The 23,572-nt window shown below is 72.0% G+C and carries 21 protein-coding genes; 10 read left to right on the forward strand and 11 right to left on the reverse strand.

Features of this window, described 5'->3' with window-relative positions:
* The first annotated feature begins 92 nt into the window (after positions 1–92).
* Entirely contained in the window at positions 93–1,100 is a 1,008-nt protein-coding gene (locus tag AB0F56_RS19125; protein WP_362010831.1) for a C-terminal binding protein, read from the forward strand.
* The gene (locus AB0F56_RS19130) at positions 1,097–1,885 is read left to right on the forward strand and encodes a class II aldolase/adducin family protein (protein WP_362010834.1); all 789 of its coding nucleotides are present in this window, start codon (positions 1,097–1,099) and stop codon (positions 1,883–1,885) included. Before AB0F56_RS19125 ends, AB0F56_RS19130 begins: the two co-directional genes overlap by 4 nt.
* Here the strand turns inward: AB0F56_RS19130 and AB0F56_RS19135 are convergent.
* Complete coding sequence (locus AB0F56_RS19135) at positions 1,873–3,057, reverse strand: PP2C family protein-serine/threonine phosphatase (RefSeq protein ID WP_362010836.1); 1,185 nt, start codon at positions 3,055–3,057, stop codon at positions 1,873–1,875. The two genes, AB0F56_RS19130 and AB0F56_RS19135, sit on opposite strands and share 13 nt — an antisense overlap.
* Positions 3,058–3,196: 139 nt before the next feature.
* On the opposite strand from AB0F56_RS19135, the gene AB0F56_RS19140 reads away from it, so the two are divergent.
* The 3 genes from AB0F56_RS19140 to AB0F56_RS19150 all read left to right on the forward strand — a co-directional run bounded on the left by AB0F56_RS19140 (position 3,197) and on the right by AB0F56_RS19150 (position 7,043).
* Positions 3,197–3,769, forward strand: coding sequence for a dihydrofolate reductase family protein (locus AB0F56_RS19140; RefSeq protein WP_362010837.1), 573 nt, complete (start codon positions 3,197–3,199; stop codon positions 3,767–3,769).
* Positions 3,770–3,866: 97 nt separating this feature from the next.
* On the forward strand, positions 3,867–5,111 hold the full coding sequence (locus tag AB0F56_RS19145) for a serine hydrolase domain-containing protein (RefSeq protein WP_362010840.1): 1,245 nt from the start codon (positions 3,867–3,869) through the stop codon (positions 5,109–5,111).
* 132 nt (positions 5,112–5,243) lie between these two features.
* On the forward strand, positions 5,244–7,043 hold the full coding sequence (locus AB0F56_RS19150) for a SpoIIE family protein phosphatase (protein ID WP_362010841.1): 1,800 nt from the start codon (positions 5,244–5,246) through the stop codon (positions 7,041–7,043).
* A 55-nt stretch (positions 7,044–7,098) separates the two neighbouring features.
* On the opposite strand, the gene AB0F56_RS19155 is transcribed toward AB0F56_RS19150, so the two are convergent.
* Positions 7,099–9,300, reverse strand: coding sequence for a family 16 glycoside hydrolase (locus tag AB0F56_RS19155; protein ID WP_362010843.1), 2,202 nt, complete (start codon positions 9,298–9,300; stop codon positions 7,099–7,101).
* Between the two features lie 14 nt (positions 9,301–9,314).
* A complete protein-coding gene (locus AB0F56_RS19160) occupies positions 9,315–11,807 on the reverse strand; it encodes a ThuA domain-containing protein (RefSeq protein WP_362010846.1) in 2,493 nt (830 codons plus the stop codon).
* 195 nt (positions 11,808–12,002) lie between these two features.
* Here AB0F56_RS19160 and AB0F56_RS19165 point away from each other — a divergent pair, with 195 nt between their 5' ends.
* Complete coding sequence (locus tag AB0F56_RS19165; protein ID WP_362010847.1) at positions 12,003–13,010, forward strand: multicopper oxidase domain-containing protein; 1,008 nt, start codon at positions 12,003–12,005, stop codon at positions 13,008–13,010.
* Between the two features lie 196 nt (positions 13,011–13,206).
* Here the strand turns inward: AB0F56_RS19165 and AB0F56_RS19170 are convergent, their stop codons facing one another.
* The 6 genes from AB0F56_RS19170 to AB0F56_RS19195 all read right to left on the reverse strand — a co-directional run bounded on the left by AB0F56_RS19170 (position 13,207) and on the right by AB0F56_RS19195 (position 17,131).
* On the reverse strand, positions 13,207–14,073 hold the full coding sequence (locus AB0F56_RS19170) for an ABC transporter permease (protein ID WP_362010850.1): 867 nt from the start codon (positions 14,071–14,073) through the stop codon (positions 13,207–13,209).
* Positions 14,070–14,969, reverse strand: coding sequence for an ABC transporter ATP-binding protein (locus tag AB0F56_RS19175; RefSeq protein ID WP_362010852.1), 900 nt, complete (start codon positions 14,967–14,969; stop codon positions 14,070–14,072). Before AB0F56_RS19175 ends, AB0F56_RS19170 begins: the two co-directional genes overlap by 4 nt.
* A complete protein-coding gene (locus AB0F56_RS19180) occupies positions 14,966–15,322 on the reverse strand; it encodes a transcriptional regulator (RefSeq protein WP_362010855.1) in 357 nt (118 codons plus the stop codon). The genes AB0F56_RS19175 and AB0F56_RS19180 overlap by 4 nt, the downstream gene beginning before the upstream one ends.
* Positions 15,319–15,834 carry a hypothetical protein gene (locus AB0F56_RS19185; protein ID WP_362010857.1) on the reverse strand — a complete coding sequence of 172 codons (516 nt, stop codon included), beginning with the start codon at positions 15,832–15,834 and terminating at the stop codon, positions 15,319–15,321. Before AB0F56_RS19185 ends, AB0F56_RS19180 begins: the two co-directional genes overlap by 4 nt.
* A gap of 155 nt (positions 15,835–15,989) precedes the next feature.
* The gene (locus tag AB0F56_RS19190; RefSeq protein WP_362010859.1) at positions 15,990–16,352 is read right to left on the reverse strand and encodes an SAV_915 family protein; all 363 of its coding nucleotides are present in this window, start codon (positions 16,350–16,352) and stop codon (positions 15,990–15,992) included.
* A gap of 182 nt (positions 16,353–16,534) precedes the next feature.
* Positions 16,535–17,131, reverse strand: a complete 597-nt coding sequence (locus AB0F56_RS19195; protein ID WP_362010861.1) for a helix-turn-helix domain-containing protein — start codon at positions 17,129–17,131, stop codon at positions 16,535–16,537.
* 89 nt (positions 17,132–17,220) lie between these two features.
* Here AB0F56_RS19195 and AB0F56_RS19200 point away from each other — a divergent pair, with 89 nt between their 5' ends.
* The 4 genes from AB0F56_RS19200 to AB0F56_RS19215 all read left to right on the forward strand — a co-directional run bounded on the left by AB0F56_RS19200 (position 17,221) and on the right by AB0F56_RS19215 (position 21,671).
* Positions 17,221–17,658, forward strand: a complete 438-nt coding sequence (locus tag AB0F56_RS19200; RefSeq protein ID WP_362010863.1) for a nuclear transport factor 2 family protein — start codon at positions 17,221–17,223, stop codon at positions 17,656–17,658.
* Positions 17,655–18,533, forward strand: a complete 879-nt coding sequence (locus AB0F56_RS19205) for an NAD(P)H-binding protein (RefSeq protein ID WP_362010866.1) — start codon at positions 17,655–17,657, stop codon at positions 18,531–18,533. The genes AB0F56_RS19200 and AB0F56_RS19205 overlap by 4 nt, the downstream gene beginning before the upstream one ends.
* A 152-nt stretch (positions 18,534–18,685) precedes the next feature.
* Positions 18,686–20,311 carry a sulfatase-like hydrolase/transferase gene (locus AB0F56_RS19210; protein WP_362010868.1) on the forward strand — a complete coding sequence of 542 codons (1,626 nt, stop codon included), beginning with the start codon at positions 18,686–18,688 and terminating at the stop codon, positions 20,309–20,311.
* A gap of 37 nt (positions 20,312–20,348) precedes the next feature.
* A complete protein-coding gene (locus tag AB0F56_RS19215) occupies positions 20,349–21,671 on the forward strand; it encodes a cation:proton antiporter (protein WP_362010870.1) in 1,323 nt (440 codons plus the stop codon).
* Positions 21,672–21,683: 12 nt separating this feature from the next.
* Here AB0F56_RS19215 and AB0F56_RS19220 read toward each other — a convergent pair whose 3' ends face one another.
* Both AB0F56_RS19220 and AB0F56_RS19225 read right to left on the reverse strand, forming a co-directional pair.
* Complete coding sequence (locus AB0F56_RS19220) at positions 21,684–22,931, reverse strand: DUF2254 family protein (protein WP_362010872.1); 1,248 nt, start codon at positions 22,929–22,931, stop codon at positions 21,684–21,686.
* A 155-nt stretch (positions 22,932–23,086) separates the two neighbouring features.
* A partial coding sequence (locus AB0F56_RS19225) for an amino acid ABC transporter ATP-binding protein (protein ID WP_362010875.1) occupies positions 23,087–23,572 on the reverse strand: 486 nt, incomplete at its 5' end.

The raw sequence follows: 23,572 nt of genomic DNA on the forward strand, positions 1-23,572 counted from the left end.
ATCGGTAGCCCTGGACATGTGAAACTGCTGAAACGTAGCTTGTTGGCGATTCGAGCGAACGAATCGTCCATCACTGCGAAGAGGGGAGTCCCGTGAGCCGTCCCGTTGCCGGTCGTCCGGTCGCCGTGTTCACCGACACCGAGGACCTGGACCCGCGGCCGGGGGTACGGCTGCTCGTGGACGCCGGATTCGAGGTCCGCGTCGCGGGGACCCGGGACCCCGACGTCCTCGCCGAGACCGCCCGCGACGCCGACGCCCTGATCGTCGGCTACGCGCGGATCGACGCCGCGCTGCTCGACCGGCTGCCCGGGGTGCGGATCCTCGCCACGATGTCCGCCGGGTACGACATGGTCGACACGGAGGAGGCCCGGCGGCGGGGCCTGTGGGTGACGAACCTGCCCGACGTGGCGACGGAGGACGTGGCCGTCCACGCCCTCGCCTCCGCCCTCTCGCTGGTGCGGCGGCTCCCGCAGGCCGACGCCGTCGTCCGGGCCGGCGGCTGGAACGCGGAGTTCGTCGAGCGGGGCCCTCTGCCGCGCCGTGCGAGCGAGCTGACCCTGGGGCTCGTCGGGTTCGGCCGGATCGCCCGGACGCTGGCCACGCTCGCGGCCCCCGTCTTCGGCCGCCTGGCCGCCTTCGACCCGCACGCCGACCCCGCCCACTGGCCGGTCGGCGTCCAGCGGTACGAAGATCTCGGCGAACTCGCCGCCGCCTCCGACGTCCTCTCCCTGCACGTCCCGTTGACACCGGGCACCCACCGCCTCGTCGACGCCGCGCTCCTCGAGCGGATGCGCCCCGGCGGCTTCCTCGTGAACGTCGCCCGCGGTGAACTCGTCGATCCCGAGGCGCTGTTGGCGGCTCTCGACTCCCACCACCTGGCCGGTGCGGCCCTCGACGTCCTCCCGGTCGAACCACCCCCGGCCGACGACCCGCTGCGCCGTCACCCCCGTATCCAGCTCTCCCCGCACAGCGCCTTCCTGTCCGACACCTCGCGCCGCGGCTACGTGTGCCGCCCCGCCGAGAACATCGTCGCCTGGCACCGCACCGGGCGCCCCCTCACGCCCGTCGTCGACCCCACCACCGCAGGAGCCCCCGTATGACCGTCACCGCACCCCTCCCGTCGACCACGCCCGCCGCGGACGCCGCCGAGGAGCTGAGGCTGCGCCGCGAACTCGCCGCCGTGTACCGGCTCGTCGCGCACTTCCGGATGACCGACCTGATCTTCACCCACATCTCGCTGCGCCTGCCAGGACCCGACCACCACTTCCTGATCAACCCCTACGGGCTCCTCTTCGAGGAGATCACCGCCTCCAATCTGGTCAAGATCGACCTCGACGGGAACCCGGTCGAGCCGACCCCGTACCCCGTCAACCCGGCCGGGTTCGTGATCCACAGCGCCATCCACGCGGCTCGTACCGACGCCCACTGCGTGCTCCACACGCACACCAAGGCCGGCTGCGCCGTCGCCGCGCAGGAGGGCGGACTGCTCCCCCTGAACCAGATGTCGATGGAGTTCTACGACCGCGTCGGCTACCACGACTACGAGGGCGTCGCCCTCAACCTCGACGAACAGGAGCGCCTGGTCGCCGACATCGGCACGCACCCGGCCCTGATCCTGCGCAACCACGGTCTCCTGACGGTCGGCGAGAGCGCGGCCCAGGCCTTCCTGCGGATGTACTACCTGGAGCGGGCCTGCGAGATCCAGGTCACGGCGCAGGCGGGCGGCGGCGCCCTGACCGTCCCGTCGGCCGAGATCTGCGCGTACACGGCCCGGCAGCTGGCCGGCGAGGCCTCCGCGGACTTCCAGGACGACGACGCGTACGACCTCGCCTGGGCGGCGATGCTGCGCCTGCTCGACCGGACCTGCCCGGACTACAAGGACTGACCGCGAAGGGGCCGGCCTGCTCGGGCCGGGCGTTGTGGAGGCGGCCGCGAAGGGCGTTGGACGGCGAGCAGGGCCATGTCGTCGGACGCGCCGCCGTCGGAGTGGCGTCGGACATCGGTCACGAGCGCGGTGAGCAGCCGCTCGGGTGAGGAGAAGGCCCGCCCGCGCAGCCGATCCGCCGGTTCGTACATGACTCCGGAGCCGTCACGGGCCTCCGAGAGCCCGTCCGTGTAGAGCAGGAGCATGGCTTCGGGCGGGAACGCCCAGACGTCGGCGGTGGCCGGCCCGGAGCCGACGCCCCCGAGGCCCAGCGGCAGGGCGAACTCCCGGGGTGTGAGGCCGGTGACGCCGCCGTCGGCGAGGAGCAGCGGTTCGGGGTGCCCGTGGTTGAGCACGCGCACGAACTCGTGACCCGGCGGTATCTCCACGAGCGCGCAGGTGGCGAACCCCTCCAGGTCGTCGATGCCGCTGCGGCGCGCGCCCTCCCGGGACAGGGCGCGCTCCAGGCTCCCCATCACGGCGGCGAGCTCCGGCTCCCTGTCCACCGCCTCCCAGAAGGCTCCCAGGAGCACGGAGACCGTCTCGATCGCGCCGAGCCCCTTGCCCCTGACATCGCCGATCAGGAGGCGGACACCGTGCGGCGAGGCGCTCGCCGCGTAGAGATCCCCGCCGATCAGGGTGTCCTCCTGGGCGGCCTCGTAGCGGGCGTCCAGCCGGAGGCCGTCGACGCGCTGGGGCGGAGTCGGCAGGACGGCCCGCTGGGCAGCCTCGGCCACGCTCCGGGCCGTCGCGAGCCGCTCGCGGCTGTGCCGTACGACACGGTTGAGGAGAACGGCGATCGCCGTGACGAAGACGACGGTGGCGGCCTCCGTCACAAGGCCGAGGATCGCGCCGCTCCCCGGCATCACGGGCATCGATCTGTGCAGGAGCACGATGGCGATCAGACCGAACGCGCCGAAGAGCGCGGTCGCCCAGCCGGTGAAGAGCGGCGCCGCGATCAGGGGGGCCGAGACGAAGAGCGGGGTGCCGGTCAGTTCTCTGGGGGTGGCGAGCTGGAAGGCGATGCCGAGGCCCGCCAGGAGGAACGGGAGCGCGCGCACGAGCCGCCACGCGGTGCCGTCGGGGGTGTCGCCCCAGGAGCGGTGGGAGACGCTTCGGAGTCTCGGGTCCACAGGCCCTCCTGCGGGGAGGATTCCCGCCCGTCCCAGTATGCGGGCGGCCGGGGGGCGCTGCGACTGGTGCTCGCGCGGGTGGAATGATCGCCATGACGGGCCTCGCCCCACCCACGCCCACGACAGCAAGGGAACTCCGATGCGCACGCTGATCTCAACGGCCTTCATCTCGCTCGACGGCGTCGTGGAGGCGCCGGGCGGAGAGCCCGGGTACCGCAACTCCGGCTGGACCTTCAAGCACACCGAGTTCCTCCCGGAGGCCTACGAGATCAAGGGGCGCGAGCAGCAGGAGGCCGCCGCGATGCTCCTTGGCCGGGTCAGCTACGAGGCGTTCAGCCCGGTGTGGCCGGCCATGGAGGAGTTCGCCGAGTACAAGGTGATGCCGAAGTACGTCGTCTCCACCACCCTCACCGACGACCGGCTGGTCTCCGACTGGGGCGACACCACGATCCTGCGCTCCCTCGACGACGTGGCCGCGCTGAAGGAGACCGAGGGCGGCCCGATCATCGTCCACGGCAGCGCGAGCCTGAACCAGGCCCTCTCGGACGCGGGTCTCATCGACCGCTACCACCTGCTCGTCTTCCCGCTCCTGCTCGGAGCCGGAAAGCGCCTGTTCAGCACCACCGACAAGGACGCCCAGAAGCTGAAGCTCGTCGAGTACGAGGCCTACGCCAACGGCCTGCAGAAGCAGGTCTTCGACGTCGTCCGCTGACGGCGCTCCGGGCGCCTGTGCGACTTTGCGGGTGACGTCCGCGCGGGTCGGCGCCCGCCGACCCGCCGCACGGGCGCCCCCGGCCGATACTCCGGCCATGACTCCAGCCCGTTCCACCGCGCGGTCCCGCCGCGCCCTCGTCGCCGCGCTCACCGCACTCGTCGCCCTCAGCACCTCGGTCACGGCCGCGGGCACCGCCGCCGGCACCGCGGCGGGCGACGGCGGCCGCCGCGGGTCGTGCGCCGGCTCCCGAGTGCCCGGCCACGGCCCGGCCCGCGACGTCGTGCGCGTCGCCGAGCAGGCCAGGACGGAGATGGACCTCAAGTCCGTCACCGTGCGTGTCACCGTCGACGGCCGTGAGGTCGTCACCACCGCGCTCGGTGAGTCGATGACGGGCGTACCGGCCGACCCCGCCCTGCACTTCCGCAACGGCAACGTGGCCATCAGCTACATGGGAACGGCCCTGCTCCGCCTGGTCGACCAGGGCAAGGTCGGTCTCGACGACCCCGTCGCGCGCTGGCTGCCCGACCTTCCGAACGGCGAGCGGATCACCCTGCGCATGCTGGCCGCCTCCACCACCGGGCTCCGCGACTACGTCCCCCTCCCGGAGTTCCAGCAGGCCGTCTCCGCCGACCCGTTCCGCCGGTGGACGGCGAAGGAACTGGTGGCCCTGTCGGCCGGCGGGCCGCGCTGGTACGACCCGGGTACGAACTGGAGCTACTCGCACGCCAACTTCCTCCTCCTCGGCGCAGCCCTGGAGAAGATCACCGGGACCCGGCTCGACGTCCTGCTCCGGCGTCAGATCCTGGGCCCGCTCGGGCTGCGCGAGACCAGCAACAGCTTCACGCCCGACATCCCGGAGCCCGTTCTGCACGCCTTCACCGCCGACCGGGGGACGTACGAGGAGTCCACCTTCTGGAACCCCTCGTGGACCACCGCCCCCGGCGCCGTCCAGACCACCGACATCTGCGACCTGGCCCGCTCGGCCGCCGCCATCGGCTCGGGGGAGCTGCTCTCGCCGTCCTCGTACCGACAGCTCCTGAACCCGGGGACGGTGGGTCTCGGCCACCAGACCCCCACCTGCCCGGCGACGGTCTGCCTGGCGAACACCGAGGCCACCCACTACGGCATGGGCGTGGTCGTGCTCGGCGACTGGATCTCCCAGCACCCCCTCTTCTTCGGCTACTCCGCCTCCATGGACTACCTTCCGTCCGAGCGCCTGGCCATCGCCGTCTCGACCACCCAGGGCCCCGCCGCATCCGACGGCCACACCGCCCATGTCATCGCCCAGCGCATCGCGGCGGCCCTCGCTCCCGAGCACCCGATCCCCGACTTCGGCTGACCGGCAGGCGTCCCGCACCGCGTCACAGCCGGGTCACTTCGAACGCTGCCCGCCGAGATCATCCCAATCGGCCGGGAAGAGGTGCATGCTGGGCACCAACAGCGGTCGAATCCCTGTCTGGAGGCCGAAAGAGTGAGTGGCGGCAACGGCAGACGGCGCCTGGCGCGCCGCGCCTCGGCCGGAAACGGTGCGGCGTTGTTCCGCTCGGCCGGGGCGCGCAAGCGGCTCGCGGCGAGCGCCGGCGAGGTTCCCCTCGACCGGATCAACACACGGGGTCGGCTCGCCTGGCTGAACTCCGCGGGGTCCAGGATCGGCACCACCCTGGACCTGGAGCGCACCGCCCAGGAGCTGGCGGAGTTCACCGTGCCGGGCTTCGCCGACGGGGCCGCCGTCGACATCCTGGAGAGCGTCCTGCGGGGCGACGAGGGCGCACGGTGGACGGGCAGCGGCGTTCCGCTCATGCGGGCCACCGCCCTGTGCGCCGTCGACGAGCTGGCCACCCTGGAGCCCACCCCGGTGGGCGAGACCTCCGTCCGGTCCGAGGAGGCCCACGAGACGCTGCTCCACCGGTACTGCCTGCGCCAGGGCAGGCCGGTCCTCGTGAGCCGGATGGGAGAGGCCGACTACCTCCGGGTCGCGCCGACGGAGAGCGCCGCCGCGAGCATGCGCGCCGCCGGAGTGCACAGCTACCTCGCCGTCCCGCTGATCGCCCGCGGACTGCTGCTCGGCAGCGCGGACTTCGTCCGCGGCCGCGGCACACCGCCGTTCTCCACCACGGACCTCGCCCTCGCGGAGCACCTCGCCTCCCAGGCCGCCGTCTACATCGACAACGCCCGGCTGTACGGGCGCGAGCGTGAGCGCGTCGTCTCGCTCCAGCGCAGCCTGCTGCCCCGCGCGACCCCGGTGACGCCGGGGCTGCGCGTCCACGCCGAGTACGCTCCCTCGACCGCCCACCACGGCGTCGGCGGGGACTGGTACGACGTCATGGCCCTGCCCGGCGGACGTACGGCCCTCATGGTGGGCGACGTCATGGGCCACGGGCTGCCCGCCGCCGCGACCATGGGGCGGCTGCGGGCCGTCGCCCGGACCCTGATGACCCTGGACATGGCGCCCGAGCGCGTGCTGGCCCGGCTCGACCTCGCCACCCGTGACCTGGAGGACGAGCAGGTCGCCACGTTCCTCTGCGCTGTCTTCGACCCGGCCGACGCCACGTACACGCTGGCCAGCGCCGGGCACCTGCCCCCGCTGCTCCTCGACGGACAGGGCGCCGCCGAGTTCGTGGACGTACCGGTCGGCGCGCCGCTCGGCGCGGGCGTGATTCCGTACGACCCGATCCGGCTGAAGGTGCCGGAGGACGGCCATCTCGTCCTCTACTCCGACGGTCTCGTCAAGTCCCGGCGGACCGACCTGGACCACCAGCTGGAGCGGCTGCGGTCGGCGGCGCGCGGACTGACGTCCGACGCCCTCGCACGCGGCGCCCTCCTTGAGCGTGCCCCGGCCGACGCGCCCCGGTTCGACGAGGCCGTGCTCCTGGCCGCGACGACCGCCTCGGGCACCCCGGACGAGCTGCGCGAGTGGGAGCTGCCCAGGGAGGGGCGTGCGGCGTCCGTGGCGCGGCGGCTGGTCACGGAGCAACTGGCCGACTGGGAGCTGGCGGAGCTCGCCGACGTCTGCGAGCTCGTCGTGTCGGAACTCGTCGGCAACGCCCTGCGCTACGGCAACGGACCCGGCCGGCTCCGGCTCCTGCGCGGCGAACGGCTCGTCGTGGAGGTCTCCGACACCGGCCCCGACCTGCCCCAGATCCAGCACGCCGATCTCAGCGACGAGGGCGGCCGGGGGCTCCAGCTCATCAACATGCTCTGCCGCCGCTGGGGCACCTGCCGCACCGAGACCGGCAAGGTGGTCTGGGCGGAGCAGAACCTGCCGTCCTGAGCACAGGTGAGGGCCCCTCCCGGGACGGGGGAGGGGCCCTCGCGTCTCTCGCGGGCTAGAGCTGCTTCACCCGGATGTTGCGGTACGAGATGACGTCCGTCGTGCCGTGGACCTGGAGGCCGATGTAGCCGGAGGCGTAGCGCCGGCCGTCGGTGCCCGGGTCGTCGGCCCGCGGCGGCTGGAAGAGCTGGCCACCGGTGTTGTCGAACTCGTTGATGAGCTTGCCGTTGCGGAAGACCGAGTAGTGCTGGCCCTCCACCCGGATCTCGTAGTCGTTCCAGGTGCCCTTGGGGGTCACGCCGGCGCCGGCGAGGCCCACCCGGTCGAAGCCGTAGATCGAGCCCGACTTGTACATGTCGCCGTCGGGCCGGTCGAGGACCTGGATCTCATGGCCGTACTTGATCGCGACCCACTCGGGACGCGACTCCTCGGGGTTGTCGTGGACGTACGGGAAGCGCACGAAGACACCGCCGTTGGCGTTGCCGGCGCCGGGGGCGTCGTCGCGCCACTGGAGCTTGAGCGAGAAGTCGCCGTACTGCCGCTGCGGGAACCACAGCATGCCCATGCCCGGCACCGTGGTGCTGCTGGTCATGGCCCCGTCCGCGCCGAGCGCGAACTTGCCGCCGCCGACGTGCTGCCACTTGGAGAAGGTCGCGGCGGTGCCGTCGAAGAGGTCGCGGTACCCCTCGGTCTGGCCCGGCTTGCCGATGCCCGACTGCTTGGCCGCGCGGTAGATCTTCCTGTGCTCGCGGGTGTCGATGACACCGTCGGCGAGCAGCCGGTCGATCACCGTGTCGACGTGCTTGAGGAACAGCGCGTGCGAGGACCAGTCCTTCTCGTCCTCGATGAGTTCGTTGACCGTGCAGCGGCTGTTGGTCATCCGGTTCGGGACGCCGGTGTCGACCGTCCCGACGATGACCGTCAACCGCTCGTCGAACTCGGGGCAGTTGGGCGCCGGCACGCCGCCGCCCTCGGCGACGGTGAAGGAGACGTTCCTGGCCGTGGAGGTGTTCCCCGCCTTGTCCGTCGCCCGGTACAGCACCGTGTGGTGGCCGACGCGGTCGACGATCACCGGGGTGGTGTATTCCAGGTACGGGCCCGCGTCGAGTGAGTACTCGATCCGCTCGACGCCCGAGTCCGCGTCGGTCGCCGTCAGTGTCACGATGGCGCTGGTGATGTACGCGCCGTCGGAGTTGCGCTGCCCCGCGACCGTGGAGGAGGCCTCCGGGGCGGTCGTGTCGGGATCGGGCTGGGTCACGACCGTGAAGCTCACGGTCTTCTCCGCGGCGGCGTTGCCCGCCTTGTCGGTCGCCTTGTAGCGGACCGTGTGGGCGCCCGCCTGGTGCACCATCACGGGCGCGGTGTACGGCTGCCAGGCGCCGTCACCGAGCGCGTACTCGATGGTGTTGACGCCCGAGCCGGTGTCGGACGCGGTGACCGTCACGGTGGCCATGTCGAGGTAGCGGCCCTGGTCGTCCTGCTCGCCGGTCACCGTCGCCGAGGTCTCGGGCGCCGTCGTGTCGTCGGTGGGCGGGGCGACGACGGTGAACGCGGCGGTCTTCTCGGCGGCCGTGTTGCCCGCCTTGTCGCTCGCCCGGTAGCGGATCGTGTGCGCACCGATCTGGTCGACGACGACCGGGACGGTGTACGGCTGCCACGGGCCGTCCGCACCGACCGCGTACTCGACCTTGTCGACGCCCGAACCCGCGTCCGTCGCGCCGAGCGTGACCGTCGCCTGGCCGACGTACGCGCCGTCGCCGTTGCGGTCCCCCTCGACCTTCGCGGTCGTCTCCGGTGCGGTGGTGTCCTCGTTGCCTGCCTCGGTGACGGTGAGGATGCCCTGCATCTGGCCGTGGCCCGGGATCGTGCACTTGAAGAGGTACCGGCCCGGGGTCAGCGTCACCTCGGCCGTGTGCCGGCCGCCGTTCGCGTCGCTCGGATTGGCCAGGATGTTGAGCGGGACGTCGTTGTTGTACTCGGGGTCGGAGACGTCGAAGGTCAGGGTGTGCGGCATGCCGGTCGTGTTGCCGCTCGCCGTGCTGTTCTCGAAGACGATGGTCGTCGCGCCCGCCACCGCCGTGGTCGGGAACTCCAGGTAGCGGTCGATCGGATCGCCCGCCTTCCAGGTCAGCACCTGCGCCGCGGCGGACCGCCGGCCGTCGTCGGTCCTGCCGTAGGCGGAGGCCGAGGTCAGCCCCACGACCATCGCCAGGGCGGCCAGCAGGGCCGCCCACAGGCTCGGGCCTCTGTGTCTCATGGACAGGCTTCTGCTCACCGTGCCGCCTTCCGTGCGAGCTGGTCCGCGGCCGGGGTGGGCCCGCCGCCCTTGTAGGTCACGCGCCACAGCGCGGAGTCGGGGTGCGAGGTGAAGAAGCCCCGCCCGTAGTCGAGGACGTACAGCGAACCGTCCGGGGCGAACTTCCAGTCCATCAGGTTCCTGATGCCGCCCTGCCCGACCGGGATGATCTTCTTCAACGACTCGGCGTGCACCGGCAGTCCGCCCTTGCCGACCGTCTTCGGATCGGTCAGCACGGCGTGCCGGGGCTGGTCCCCGTCGTAGAAGTCACCGACGAACCACTTGCCGTCCCAGTACGACGGCCACTTCACCGCCGAGTCGCTCGCCGCGTCGTAGCGGTACAGCGGACCGTTCATGGTCGCCTGCCCGCCGCCCTTGAGCCACGGGAGCAGCAGCTTCTGCTCCTCCTGCTTGTAGCTCGGGATGCCGCCCGCGTCCCTCGGGTAGTCGACGCCGCCGCCCTGGGGCGAGTACCAGATGGTGTTGGACGTGATCGGCGGCAGGTTCACGAGGCCGTCGTTGTTCGGCGAATCGTTCTTCGGCGCGTTGCAGTCGTACCAGCCGAGCGGCTTGCTCGGATCGGTCAGGCCGCGGTCCCGGTAGGGCTGCTTGTTGCCCATGCAGTACGGCCAGCCGTGGTTGCCCGCCCTGGTGATCGCGGCGAACGTGTCGTACTTCGCCGGGCCCCAGGTCGTCGACGGCGCACCCGCGTCGGGGCCGACCCAGCCCGCGTAGAGGATGTCGGTCGCCTTGTCGACGGAGATGCGCGCGGGGTTGCGTACGCCCATCACGTAGATCTCGCCCCGGGTCTTCCCGCCGCCCTCCTCGGTCTCCTCGCCGGTGAAGAGATTGCCCGCCGGGAGGGTGTAGGTGCCGTCGTCCTCGGGGTGGATCCGCAGGATCTTGCCGTTGAGGTTGTTGGTGTTGCCGGCGGTGCGGCGCGCGTCCGCGAAGGAGACGCCCTGGAAGTTCGGCGCGGGGTTGTTCCCCGAGTAACCGCCGCTGGAACCGGACGAGTTGGTGTCGCCGGTGGCGATGTAGAGGTTGCCCTTGGAGTCCCAGGCCATCCCGCCGCCCGCGTGGCAGCAGCTGTGGATCTGGACGGGCCAGCTCAGCAGCACCTTCTCGCTCGCCGGGTCGAGCTTGTTCGTCGCGAGGTCGAGGGTGAAGCGGGAGACCCTCCGCTCGCCCATGTGCGCGGCGCGGTCGATCCGGGAGTGCGGGGTGTAGTGCAGATAGACCCAGCCGTTGGTCATGAACCCGGGGTCCAGCTCGATGCCGAGCAGCCCCTCCTCGTTCTTGATCAGCTCGTCGCCGCCGCCCTTGTTCCCGAAGACGGTGAGCGCGCCGGCCTTCGTGACCAGCTTGGTCTTCGGGTCGTAGACGTGGATCTCGCCGTTGCCCTTGCCGATGTCCGGGTTGTTCCAGTCGGTGACCACCGGAACGCTCGAGTCGGCGCCGCCGCGGCCGATGTACAGGATCCGCCCGTCGGGGGCGGCGACCAGGCCGTGCGGCTCGCCGATCTGGTCGTTCTGGCCGGGCTGATTGGGCTTGGTGACCCGCTCGGCGGTGTAGTTCGCGTCGATCGTCGCCTTGCAGTCCGCCTGCGAGACGCGTGCGGTCCAGGCGATCGCGCCGCGCAGGTGGTCGCGGAAGTCCGTCTCTGCGTAGCTGTCGACGGTGCCGCCCATGGCGGTGTAGAAGGACCGGCCGCCGTCGTAGTCACGGCACCAGGACACCGGGTGGTCCCAGCCGTTCGGCTTGGCCGCCGGCTGGAACGAGCCCTCCCGGACCCGCGCCACGGTGTGCACGGTGCCCGACGGGTTGCGGTCCCAGTTGAACCACTTGTCGGGCCGCTTCCACTCCAGCGGAAGGGACTTGGTGGCCGGGTGCTGCCGGTCGCCGACCTCCACCACGGCGCGCTGCGTGCTGCTCGGCGCGCCGGTCGGCCGTGCGCCGACCAGGCCGGTGAACCAGGAGGAGTACGGCTCGGTGCGGGCGGCCTCGTGGACGCCGACGAAGCCGCCGCCCGCCTCCATGTAGGTCTCCAGGCCCGCCTCCTGCTCCGGGTCGAGCACATCGCCGCCCCCGGTCAGGAACACCACCGCGTTGAACTTGCCGAGCCGCCTGGCGTCGGTGAAGACGGCCGGGTCGTTCGTTGCCTCCGTACGGAAGCGGCCGGCGGCCGGACCGGTCAGGCCGATGGACTCGACGGCCGCTATCCCCGCGTCGACCGTCGGGGACTCGGCGGTCGCCGAGCCGTGGAAGACGAGCACCTTGACGTTCGCGCCGCCCGGCGGAGACGGGAGAGACAACGTTGTCGACGCCAGGGCCGACGGTGGATCCGGATACGGTCTGGCCGAGGCGGGGTCTCCGCCGAGCAGTGAGGCCGCCAGAACGCCTGCCCCAAGTGCCGCCACGGCAAGGCCTGTTCTTGATCTCGGTTGGCGATGTGGTGTGCGCTTCATGGGTCACCCATCCCTCTGAGGTCACAACAACAGCCGTTGAAGCTAGACCTCTTTGCTTGGTTCGCCAAGGGCTATGACCACAACCGGACCGACTTTGTCCTGGATGTGGATAAACGACAGCCGTCCCGCTACCGTGTGGGCCGTCCCCAGGGGCTCCGCACCCGTCAATCTCCCCCGAAGACCGGAGAGTTCGACATGGACAGACGCAGCTTCAACCGTCGCCTGCTCGCGGGCGGGGCCGTCGCCGCGACCGGCGTGACATCGTTGTCTCTCGCCTCCGCCTCCAACGCCGCACCCGCCGCTCCACCCAGAACTGCCCCCGCCGGGGGCCAGATACGCCATCTCAAGCTGTACGCAGAGAAGTTGGTCGACGGCCGGATGGCGTACGGCCTGGAGAAGGGCAAGGCCACCGTGCCCGGCCCGCTGATCGAGATCGTCGAGGGCGACACCCTCCACATCGAGTTCGAGAACCTGACGGACGTCGCCGTGAGCCTGCACCCGCACGGTGTGGACTACGACATCGACAACGACGGCACGCGGATGAGCGGCAGCCATGTCGAACCCGGCGCCACCCGCACGTACACCTGGCGCACCCACGCGCCGGGCCGCCGCCCCGACGGGACCTGGCGCCCCGGCAGTGCCGGGTACTGGCACTACCACGACCACGTCGTCGGCACGGACCACGGCACCGGAGGCATCCGCAAGGGTCTGTACGGCGGCCTGATCGTGCGTCGGAAGGGCGACCTCCTCCCGGACAAGCAGTTCACGGTCGTCTTCAACGACATGACGATCAACAACCGGCCGGCGGCCGATCCGCCCAACTTCCTCGCCACGGTGGGGGACCGGGTGGAGATCATCATGATCACGCACGGCGAGTACTACCACACGTTCCACATGCACGGGCATCGCTGGGCGGACAACCGTACGGGGCTCCTGGCCGGCCCGGAGGACGTGAGCCGAGTCATCGACAACAAGATCACCGGCCCGGCGGACTCCTTCGGATTCCAGGTCATCGCGGGAGAACACGTCGGGGCAGGCGCCTGGATGTACCACTGCCACGTCCAGAGCCACTCCGACATGGGCATGGCCGGCCTCTTCCTGGTGGCCAAGCCGGACGGCACCGTCCCGGGCCACGGAGACCACGGAAGCCACGGCGCGGCCGTTTCGGAGGAGAAGCCGGCAGGCGGCGCCCACCAGCACTGAGGCGGCGGGCGGCTCCTGGCGGCCCGGGCGCGCGCATCATGGAGGGAGAGCGCGTGCGTGCGACCAGCCGGCAGGAGCCCGCCGATGCCGCGAGGACGATTGCGGATCCACTTGGGGGCAGCCCCGGACGACCCTCGCCGACCGCCGGTTCCACGGGCCCATGGGCTTTGTGGAACCGGCGGCGGCGTTTCCGTCGTTACGCGGGCAGGGCGCCGCTCTGCGCCGCCTTGCGGTGCCGCGCGGACAGCCGGGAGCCGGTCTCGCGGCGGGCCGCGCGGCGCAGGAGGGGCACCGCGAGGAGGAACCCGAGGACCGCCCAGGCGGTCAGGACGAGGGCGACCATGGGCAGTTCCCAGGAGCCGGCCGCCTCGGCGGTCCGTGCCGAGTCGGGGAGCAGCGCCGAACGCAGCCCCTGCGCCGTCCACTTGAGCGGAAAGACCGAGGCCACCTGCTGGACCGGTCCGGGCAGCGCGCTGAGCGGGAACACCGCCCCTGAGGTGAACAGGAGCCCCAGCATCGGCAGCATGATCAGCGCCAACGCCTCGCGGGGATTGGGCAGTACGGCTCCGATGGCCGCGCCCAGCGGTACGACGGCGAGCAGCCCGAGCGCGGTCACCCACAGCAGCGTCAGCCAGTCGCCGGGCCCGTGCGGCAGCGGCCCGTCCGCGAGGAGCGCGGCGGCCGCCAGGAGCAGGGCCAGGGTGCCGACCGCCACACCGACGATCAGTACGCACTTGGCGACGAGGTAGGCCGGGATCCCGCCGGGCGTGGCGCGCAGCCGCAGCAGGACGCCCTCCTCGCGCTCGGTCACGAGGATCTGCGGCAGGTTGATCAGCCCGATCTGGAACAGCAGATAGGCGGCGAAGCCCGCGAGGACCAGATGGGCCATCGGGGCCGCGGTGCCGTCCACGTCGCCGTCGATGTACGTGGCGATGACGACCGCGACGACCACGTTGGACAGGTGGCCGGACATCTCCTTGCCATTGCGCAGGAGGTGCCGCAGCTCGATGCGGCCGCGCTGGAGCCCGGCACGCCAGGCGTTCGTCCTGGGGGTCTTCGTCATGCGACCTGTGCCTCCTCGGCCGTGTCGTCCGTCTCGCGGTGCACCATGTGCAGGTACGTGTCCTCCAGCGTCGGGCGGCGGACTTCGAGGCCGGCGATCGGCCCTTCCGCGTCCCGGTGGAGTTCCCAGACCAACCGCGAGGGATCCTCGGTGCGTTGGCGGTGGGACGTCCCGTCGAGGGCCGTCCAGCGGACCTCGGCCCGGGCGGCGGCCCGCCGGGCCAGTTCCTCGGGCGTGCCGCAGGCCCTGATCCGGCCGCCGACGAGCATGGCGATCCGGTCCGCGAGCCGCTCGGCCTCCACCAGGTCGTGGGTGGTGAGGACCACGGTGACGCCCTCGTCGCGGGCCAGCCGCTCGACCAGGACGTGGAACTCGTGCCGCGCCTCCGGGTCGAAGCCGGTGGTCGGCTCGTCCAGGAAGAGGAGTTCGGGGCGGCCGACGATGCCGAGCGCGACGTCGAGACGCCGGCGCTGCCCGCCGGACAGCCGGGCCACCTGCCGGCCGGCCTGCTCGGTGAGACCGACCAGGGCGAGCAGTTCGGCGGGGTCGCGGGGGTCGGGGTAGTACGTGGCGAAGTGCGTCAGCAGCTCGGCGACCCGCCAGCGGCCGTGGTCGCGCCACGACTGCAGGACAAGCCCGATCCGGCCGCGCCACGCGTCGTCGCCGCGCTCCGGGTCCGTACCGAGAACGCTCACCTCGCCGCCGGAACGCCGCCGGAAGCCCTCCAGGATCTCGACCGTGGTCGTCTTCCCGGCCCCGTTGGGCCCGAGCAGGGCGAAGACCTCGCCGCGGTGGATGTCCAGGTCGACGCCGTGCAGGACATCGATGTCGCCGTACGCCATCCGCACGCCGCGCGCGTGGACGACGGGCTCGGCGAAGGTGTTCCGTAGCGTCATCGCCCGGCCCCCGAGGAGGCATGGGGAGCCGGGGCCGGTGCGTCGGTCGCCGCCGGGAACCCGGCGCCCTCGACGATCGCCCGGAGCGCCGCCACGTGCCCCTCGAAGGCGGAGCGGCCGCGGTCCGTCAGCCGTACCCGGGTGCGCCGCTTGCGGCCGCCGCCGTCCTTCTGGAGCTCCAGATAGCCGGCCTCCTCCAGGGTGTGCAACTGCTTGGAGAGCGCGGAGTCGCTGAGCGAGAGGCTGTCGCGGACGAACGCGAAGTCCGCCCATTCGGTGGCGGCGAGCAGCGAGACCACCGACAGCCGTGTGGCGGGGTGGATCAGCTCGTCGAAGCCGACGGGAATGCTCATCGCTCGGCCCCCGCGTCCGCCGCGCCCACGGCCCGTACGCCTCGGCCCCGCACCGACCGGGCGGCCCAGCGGCCAGTGGGCCCGACGAACAGCAGGAACGCCGTCGCGGAGACCGTGGCCTGGATCAGACTGCCGGCCATCGGATCCAGCGAGTCGACCAGACGGCCGGACAGCAGGGTCGTGCCGCCGGTGACCACCGCCCCGGCGCCGAACGCGGCGAACATCCGCCACGTGCACCGGGTGTGGTGCAGGCGCACCCGGCTCCGGCGGTTCTGGACCGTGCCCACCACGGCAAGGAGCGCGGCGTACGCGGCGATGACCAGCGCCACGCCCCATCCGGGCAGGTCCAGGCCCAGACCGGCCAGGAAGAGCCACATGAGCCCGGCCGTGGCCCAGGTGCTGCCCCGCCCGCCGGCGGCGGACCGCTCGACCTCGTCGTACACCCGCTCCTGCGGCACGCGGATGCGCTGCAGGTCCCTCCACGCCTGTTCGGCGTTCACCGGTGCGCTCACGTCGCATGCCCTCCCGCGTCCCCGCTCTACTTTCCTAACAGGAAAGCTAACCCCGACTTTCCTTCCAGGCAAGTCGGGGAGGCGGGCGACCCTTTTCGACGGTCCACGTCTCTGAGGGGGTGGGGTCGCCCCGCCCCTCGGAGGGCGTCGACGGCTTAGGCGGCCTGGGTGGCGGTGGTGCCGGGGGCCGGCAGGACCGGAGTGGCGGGGGACCCGATCGCCCCGACGGTGACCGCGGGTGCGGTGAGGGTCGGGTCGACGGTCAGTATCGACGCGCCGATCGGCTCGGCGACGGCGCGGAGCGCGGACTCGGTGAGCCGGATGCAGGACTGGTCGGCGCCAAGGGTGGCGGCCAGTCGCTCCTGGCTGGTGAACCCCACTGCGGTACGGGCTCCGAGCGGGGTGCGGAACAGCCGCACCACCACTTCCGCCCGCCCCGGCCGGACGGGCACGTAGAGAGGCCCGGCCGGCTCGGGTTCTTCAGGCTCCGGATCGGCGTCGTACTGGAACAGACACATGGGACCCTCCATAGGGACCGCGAGCGGCAACTGGGGCCCGGACGCGTCAAGCACCCGAGGCGCGCACTCGAAGCTATCCCCGCCCCCACCCGCCTGCGTCCCTTCCTTGACGTGACCTTGATGGCGCCGGTCGAGTCCATACGGACCACTGACGGCCCCGGGCCTGAGGTAGGGCTGTGCCGCTAGCGCGCGGCCACGACCCTGCTTGCGTACTCCGCCAGTTGGGCCCTGAGCTGCTCGCGCGGCACGTCTTCCCTCCCGGCCAGCTGTTCGACCAGGTCCGCGCGGGTGGCGGCCAGCAGGGCGTGGGCGGTGAAGGCGGGGTTGGGCAGGGCGGGGAGCTGTTCCAGGACGGACCGGAGCCGGTCGTGCCAGTGCGCGTAGTGCCCGGCCTGGTACGGGCTGCTGCTCGTCCCGCTCTCCTCCAGGGCCAGGGCGAGGGGGCGGTTGTCGAGCTTGAAGCAGAGGATCGCGTCGAGCAGGGCGGGGACGCGGTCCTGGGGTGGGGCGGTCGGGCCCAGGGGTGGCGGGCCTGTCTCCACGGCTTCGACGACCGGCTCCAGGCGGGCCTCGTACAGGGCCCGCAGCAGGCCCGCGCGGTCGCCGAAGGCGCGGAAGAGCGTTCCCTTGCCGACGCCGGCCGCCGCCGCGATGTCGGCCATCGTGAGGTCCTCGGGGCGCTCGGAGCGGGCGAAGAGGGCGTCGGCGGCCTCCAGGACGGCCTGTCGGTTGCGCGCCGCGTCCTTGCGGGTCCTCCGCTCGGGCTGGGGCAGGGTCACGAGCTCCTCCGGTTGAAAAGCGGACCCTCGGTCCGTATCGTTCTGCAAGCGGACCCCCGGTCCGTATTCTCTGAGAACGGAGCATACCCATGTCCGTACCCGCATCGGCCTCACCGGCGGATCTGTACCGCCACAGCCTGCGGCTCCTGCTCGACAAGGACATCCCCGGCTGGGTCGGCCTCTGGGCCGAGGACGGCGTGATGGAGTTCCCCTTCGCGCCCCCGGGAATGCCGTCGCGGCTGGACGGACGCGAGGCGATCGCCGCGTACATGCGTCCCTACCCGGACAGCATCGACGTGCACGACTTCCCCGAAGCCGACCTGCGGATCCACGAGACCACCGAGCCGCGGACCATCGTCGTCGAGATGCGCGGCGTCGGCCGGCTCGTCGAGGGCGACCACCCCTTCGACATGACGTACATCGCCGTCGTCACCGTCGAGGACGGGCGCTTCACCTCCTACCGCGACTACTGGAACCCCCTCGCCGTCCTCGACGCCGGCGTCGACCTCGCCGGGAGCAGCCGATGACCGCCGCCGCAACCACCCTCGTCATCGGCGCCACCGGGACCACGGGCAGCCGCACGTGCGCCCAGCTGACGGCCGCGGGCCACGCGGTCAGGGCGGCCGGCCGCCGGGGCACGCCCGTCGCGGGCGCCGAGCCGGTCCGGTTCGACTGGTACGACCCGGCGAGCCACGCCGACGCCCTCGACGGCGCCGAGCGCGTCTATGTGATCCCGCCCGTGGGCGACCCCGACCCCGCGGGCGTCGTCCTGCCCTTCCTGCGCAGGGCCCGCGCCGCCGGGGTACGGCGCGCGGTGCTGCTGAGTTCCTCCGCGATCCCCGAGGGCGGGCCCGCCGTGGGCCAGGTCCACAAGGCGCTGCCGGGCATCTTCGACGAATGGGCGGTGCTGAGGCCGTCCTGGTTCATGCAGAACTTCACCGGCGACCATGTGCACGCACAGAGCATCCGGACCGACGGCGTCATCAGCACCGCCACCGGAACCGGCCGGGTCGGCTTCGTCGACGCCGAGGACATCGCGGCCGTGGCCGTCCGCGCCCTGACCGACGCCCACGCCCCCGACACCGACCTCGTCCTCACCGGACCCGAGGCTCTCCGCTACGACGACATCGCCACCATCGTCACGCAGGTCACCGGGCGCTCCGTCAGCCACCGGCAGCTGTCGCACGCGGAGCTGCGCGACCGGCTCACCGCCTTCATGCCCGAGGAGTTCGCCACGATGCTCGCCGCCATGGACCGGTCCATCGCCGAAGGCGCCGAGGACCGCGTCACCGACACCGTCCAGCGCGTCACCGGCCGCCCCGCACGCAGCTTCCGTTCCGTCGCGGAGCGGGAGTTGGGCGCCCTGGGACCTGCCGGGCTCGACGGCCGGCTGCCGGTGTGACGCGCAGGCGTAACCCGGACGGCGGCACGTGGCCGCGCCGCGCGGGCGGGGGAGTGTGGGGCGCCGTAGATTCGGGCGAGGGCCAATGATCGAGCATCTGCGCCGTCCGGCCATGTCGCACGGGTGCAAACCACGTCGGAGGGCAGGTGGCCATGGAGCGTCGCCCCAACATCCTGTTGATCGTCACGGACGAGGAGCGGGCGGTCGTCCCGCGCCCCGACGGGTTCTCGCTGCCCGCCCGGGAGCGGCTGGCGGCGCGGGGGACGGTGTTCGACCGGTTCTACTCGGCCTCGGCGATGTGCAGCTCCGCCCGCTCCGTGCTCTACACCGGACAGCACCTGCCGATCACCGAGATCTACGACAACGACAACATGCCGTACATCCGTCCCCTGGACCCCGCCCTGGGCACGATCGGCACGATGCTGCGCTCGGCCGGCTACTACTGCACCTATCAAGGCAAGTGGCACCTCTCGAACGCGTACATCACCCCGGACCGTCCCGAGCCGACGACGGACGCCCTGGAGCCGTACGGGTTCAGCGAGTTCAACGACTGGGGCGACATCGACGGCGGAGCCTGGGCCGGGCTGAAGATCGACCCGGTCATCGCGGGACAGGCCGTGCGCTGGCTGCGCAACCGCGCGCCCGTGGTGGCGGAGGACCGGCCGTGGTTCATGGCCGTCAACTTCGTGAACCCGCACGACATCATGAGCTTCGACTACGGCGGCTCCCCCCAGGTCCAGCTGCCGTTCGGGCTCGCCCACGCCGTGGTCGCGAAGGCGGCCGCCGACATCCCCGTGTACCGCAAGCGCTGGGACTTCCCGCTGCCCCCGAGCCTGCACGACGACCTGTCCGGCGCCGCCCCCGCCGTGGCCGAGTTCGCGCGGATGCTCGAGATCGTCTTCGGACCGGTGGCCGACGACGCGCACTGGTACGACGGCCTGAACTTCTACCTCAACGCGCTGCGCGACGTCGACCGCAGCGTCGAGCTGGTGCTCGACGCGCTGGAGGCCTCCGGGCAGGCGGACCACACCGTCGTCGCCTTCACCTCCGACCACGGCGAGATGGCCGGCTCCCACGGCCTGCGGCAGAAGGGGAACCTGGTCTACGACGAGAACTTCCACGTTCCCTTCCTCCTCTCCCACCCCGATGTCCAGGGCGGAGGCCGGACCGACGCGCTGGCGTCGTCCGTGGACCTCGCCCCGACCCTGCTCGCCTGCGCGGGCGTGGACCAGGAACAGATCGCCGACCGGTATCCCGCGCTCAAGGGCCACTCCCTGTTGTCGGTCCTCGACGGATCCGCGGTACGCGAGGGCGTCCTGACCGCCGTCGAGTCGATCACGACCCTCGACGCCAACTTCTGGTTCGAGTTCGCCGACCCGGACGCCAACGAACGGATCCAGTCAGGTGCGCTGCGCCCCGACTGGACCAAGCGCGGCTTCCTCCGCGGCTACACCGACGAGCGCTACACCTTCGGCCGGTACTTCTCCCCGCTCCGCCCGAACCGCCCGGCGGACCTGGACGCCCTCTTCGCCGACAACGACGTCGTCCTCTACGACCGCCAGGAGGACCCGGCCGAGGTCCACAACCTCGCCGCCGACCCGGCCCACCGCGATCTCGTGCTGCGCTACTCCCAGCTCCTGGAGTCGCTCATCTCCGCGGAGATCGGCACGGACACCCGCGCCTGGGTGACCGAACGCCCCCGGCTGCTCGGCTGGCCCACCTGGCACGGCGACACCGACCGGCCGGCGGCGGCCGGGGCGGCCTCGTCGGGAACGTGAGGGACGAGCGGCCGGACGGCGCGAAGGAAGCGGAGCGATGAGCGGCGGCGCGTGGACGGTGGCGGCGGTGGCGAGCGTCACCGCCGCGTACGCCCTCGGATCGCGGCGCCTGGCGTCGACGCCGGTCTCGTCGGCGATCGTGTTCACGGGCTTCGGCATCCTCATCGGACCCGCCGTCCTCGACCTCGTGAGCCTCGCACCGGACGCCGAGCCGATCATGGTGCTCCTCGAAGCCGCCCTGACGCTCGTGCTGTTCACCGACGCCATGACCGTCCGCCGCCGCGACCTCACCACGGGCGGCTTCCTGCCCCGTCGGCTGCTCGGGATCGGGCTCCTGCTGAGCATCGCCGTAGGCTGGCTGCTCGCCTGGCCCCTGCTGCCGGGACTCACGATGTGGGAACTCGCGCTCCTCGGCGTGATCCTCGCGCCCACGGACGCCGCGCTGGGCAAGAGCGCCATGTCGGACCCGCGCGTGCCGGGGCTCGTCCGGCAGGGCCTCAATGTGGAGAGCGGCCTCAACGACGGCATGGTGCTGCCGTTCTTCGTCGTCTTCCTCGCCGCGATCCCCGGCACCTCCTACGCCGCCGAGGGCGTGGCCGGCACCTTCTGGCGGGCGCTGGTGCTCAGTACGGTCCTTGGCCTGCTGGTCGGTGGCGTCGGCGGGCGGCTCCTCGCGGCGGCCCGAACTCGTGGCTGGGTCACGCGGGAGTGGGGACAGGTGTACGTCCTCGCCGCGGCCGTCGCCTCCTACGAACTGGCCGTGGTCGTCGACGGCAGCGGCTTCATCGCCGCCTGGGTCGCCGGCTTCGCCTTCGGACACGCTCTCCGGCACTTCGGGACGGGCCCCGAGGAGAAGCGGGAAGGCCGTGACGACACGCCCGAGTTCGCGGAGAACCTCGGCGGGCTGCTGGCCTCGATCAGCCTCATGCTCTTCGGCGCCGTGCTCCTCGGACCGACCCTGCAGCACCTGACCTGGCAGATCGTCGTCTACGCCCTGCTCAGCCTGACCGTCGTCCGCATGGTGCCCGTCGCCCTCTCGCTCCTCGGCAGCGGGCTGCGGGCCCCGACGGTCGCGTACATCGGTTGGTTCGGGCCACGAGGACTCGCCTCGGTCGTCCTCGGCCTGCTCATGGTGGAGGAGCACGTCCCCGGTACGGCATTGATGGGCCGGGTCGTCGCCTTCACGGTGGCCCTCAGCGTCCTGCTGCACGGCGTCTCCGCGCCGGCGCTCGCCGGGCGGTACGGCCGCTGGTACCGGCGCGCCTCGGAGGCCACCCCCGACGGACTGCGGGAGAGTGCGGCGGTACCGGAGGGGACGGGCCGGCATCGCCTCGGCCGACTGGACAAGCCCGTCGAGTAGGGCGATCAGCGCTCAGTCGGCGGCCTCGCGCAGGAACGCCGGGTGCCTGCCGGCGAGCTCCTGGTCCACCCAGGCCAGTCGCTCCTCCAGGGCCGGCCGGCGCTCTTCCCGCGCCGCCTCCCGCACTCGAAGGAGCAGCTGCCGGGCGCGGGACAGCACCATCGGCGCGTCCGAGGCCGCACGGCACACGTCGTCGAACCCGACCCGCACGAACTCCTCCCAGCCAGGTAGGCACATGACCACCCGTACGGCACCCGTGGCATCGGCGATCGACCTGTCGCCCAGCTCCGCGGAGGCGAGCGGCCGGAGCAGGCCCTCGACGGCGTCGAGGACCTGGACGGCGGTCGCGGGGTCGTTGATCGCGGGGGAGAGGGCACGGAGCCCGATGTCGGCGAGGAGCCGGAAGGCGAGCGTCGGATCCTGGTGGAAGGTGCGCTCGATCTCGCCGACCACCGCCCGCAGCACCTCCGCGTCGGGCACACGGCCACCGCGGACCTCGGCCACCAGGTCGCCCGGGTAGATCGTGCTCCCCACCGGCACCTTCAGGACCACCGCCGCGTCCGCCCGCGTCGCCACCCGTACCAGCCGCAGCCAGTCCACCTGCGCCACGAGGACGGTGTCACCGGCCCAGACGACGGTCGACGTCACCTCCGGCAGGGCGCGCGCCTCGTGAGCGTCGGGCACGACGCCGTCCGTGCCGTTCGGTGACGGGTGCATCGCCCGCAGGACCTCCCGCCCCCGGTCGCGTACATCGGCGAGGACGTGCGCGAGCTGGATGGACTTCAGGGCCTTCAACTGCAGCCGCCGGACCTGTACGAGAGCGGTCGCGGCCAGCACTGTGGCCGTCGCGGGCACGGCCACGGACACGGTGCGGTGCGAGCCGATCGCCAGGTTCGCCGTGACCGAGAACACCAGCACGCCGACCACGAGGGCGAAGAGCCGCCACACCACCGGATCGGTCCGGAACAGGACGAGCCGATGACTGAAGTTCCCCGCCGCCCACTGCACGACCAGGAACAGCACCGAGAAGATCAGCGTCGCGACGCTCAGCACCCCCAGGCCGACGACCTTCAGCACGTCGACGGCCCGCTCCGCGGCCACCTGGTACCCGCCGTCGATCCCCGGCAGCAGCAACCCCAGGACGAACCCCACGGCCGCGGCGAGCACCTGCGAGGCCCCCGCGCGCAGCGCGCGCCGCGGCCGCACGACACGCTCGGCCGACCGGTCCGGACCGAGCGTCATCGTCGGCGGGGCGTCCACAGAGGGTCTCCGATCAGGCGCACGGTCGCGGCGAGAAAACGGTCCGGCCCCGGCCGGGCCGCCGCAAGGCGACATACCGCCGTTCGGCCGACCGGAGCCTCGAACGAGGAAGGGGCGGTACGGAGGCTCTCCGTACCGCCCCTTCCCGAGCCCGCTTAGAGGACCTTCGACAGGAACGCCTTGGTCCTGTCGTGCTGCGGGTCGGTCAGGACGTCGCGCGGGTGGCCGGACTCGACCACGACGCCGCCGTCCATGAAGACCAGGTTGTCGCCGACCTCGCGGGCGAAGCCCATCTCGTGGGTCACGACGATCATGGTCATGCCGGACTCGGCGAGGTCGCGCATGACGTCGAGGACGTCGCCGACCAGCTCCGGGTCGAGGGCCGAGGTGGGCTCGTCGAAGAGCATCAGCTTGGGTTCCATCGCCAGTGCGCGGGCGATGGCGACGCGCTGCTGCTGGCCGCCGGAGAGCTGGGAGGGGTAGTTCCCGGCCTTGTCGGCCAGGCCGACCCGGTCGAGGAGGCGTTCCGCCCGCTCGCGGGCGACCGCCCGTGATTCGCCCTTGACCTGGATGGGGGCTTCCATGACGTTGGCGAGGGCGGTCATGTGGGGGAAGAGGTTGAAGCGCTGGAAGACCATGCC

The organism is Streptomyces sp. NPDC026092, assembly GCF_040638605.1.
Taxonomy (GTDB): Bacteria; Actinomycetota; Actinomycetes; order Streptomycetales; family Streptomycetaceae; genus Streptomyces.

Excerpts from the sequence above, each read along its gene's own strand:
- AB0F56_RS19165 (WP_362010847.1), top strand. The coding sequence starts at position 12,003 with ATGGACAGACGCAGCTTCAACCGTCGCCTGCTCGCGGGCGGGGCCGTC.
- AB0F56_RS19175 (WP_362010852.1), bottom strand. The coding sequence starts at position 14,969 with ATGACGCTACGGAACACCTTCGCCGAGCCCGTCGTCCACGCGCGCGGC.
- AB0F56_RS19170 (WP_362010850.1), bottom strand. The coding sequence starts at position 14,073 with ATGACGAAGACCCCCAGGACGAACGCCTGGCGTGCCGGGCTCCAGCGC.
- AB0F56_RS19130 (WP_362010834.1), top strand. The coding sequence starts at position 1,097 with ATGACCGTCACCGCACCCCTCCCGTCGACCACGCCCGCCGCGGACGCC.
- AB0F56_RS19210 (WP_362010868.1), top strand. The coding sequence starts at position 18,686 with ATGGAGCGTCGCCCCAACATCCTGTTGATCGTCACGGACGAGGAGCGG.
- AB0F56_RS19190 (WP_362010859.1), bottom strand. The coding sequence starts at position 16,352 with ATGTGTCTGTTCCAGTACGACGCCGATCCGGAGCCTGAAGAACCCGAG.
- AB0F56_RS19215 (WP_362010870.1), top strand. The coding sequence starts at position 20,349 with ATGAGCGGCGGCGCGTGGACGGTGGCGGCGGTGGCGAGCGTCACCGCC.
- AB0F56_RS19205 (WP_362010866.1), top strand. The coding sequence starts at position 17,655 with ATGACCGCCGCCGCAACCACCCTCGTCATCGGCGCCACCGGGACCACG.
- AB0F56_RS19180 (WP_362010855.1), bottom strand. The coding sequence starts at position 15,322 with ATGAGCATTCCCGTCGGCTTCGACGAGCTGATCCACCCCGCCACACGG.
- AB0F56_RS19155 (WP_362010843.1), bottom strand. The coding sequence starts at position 9,300 with ATGAGACACAGAGGCCCGAGCCTGTGGGCGGCCCTGCTGGCCGCCCTG.
- AB0F56_RS19140 (WP_362010837.1), top strand. The coding sequence starts at position 3,197 with ATGCGCACGCTGATCTCAACGGCCTTCATCTCGCTCGACGGCGTCGTG.
- AB0F56_RS19200 (WP_362010863.1), top strand. The coding sequence starts at position 17,221 with ATGTCCGTACCCGCATCGGCCTCACCGGCGGATCTGTACCGCCACAGC.
- AB0F56_RS19145 (WP_362010840.1), top strand. The coding sequence starts at position 3,867 with ATGACTCCAGCCCGTTCCACCGCGCGGTCCCGCCGCGCCCTCGTCGCC.
- AB0F56_RS19160 (WP_362010846.1), bottom strand. The coding sequence starts at position 11,807 with ATGAAGCGCACACCACATCGCCAACCGAGATCAAGAACAGGCCTTGCC.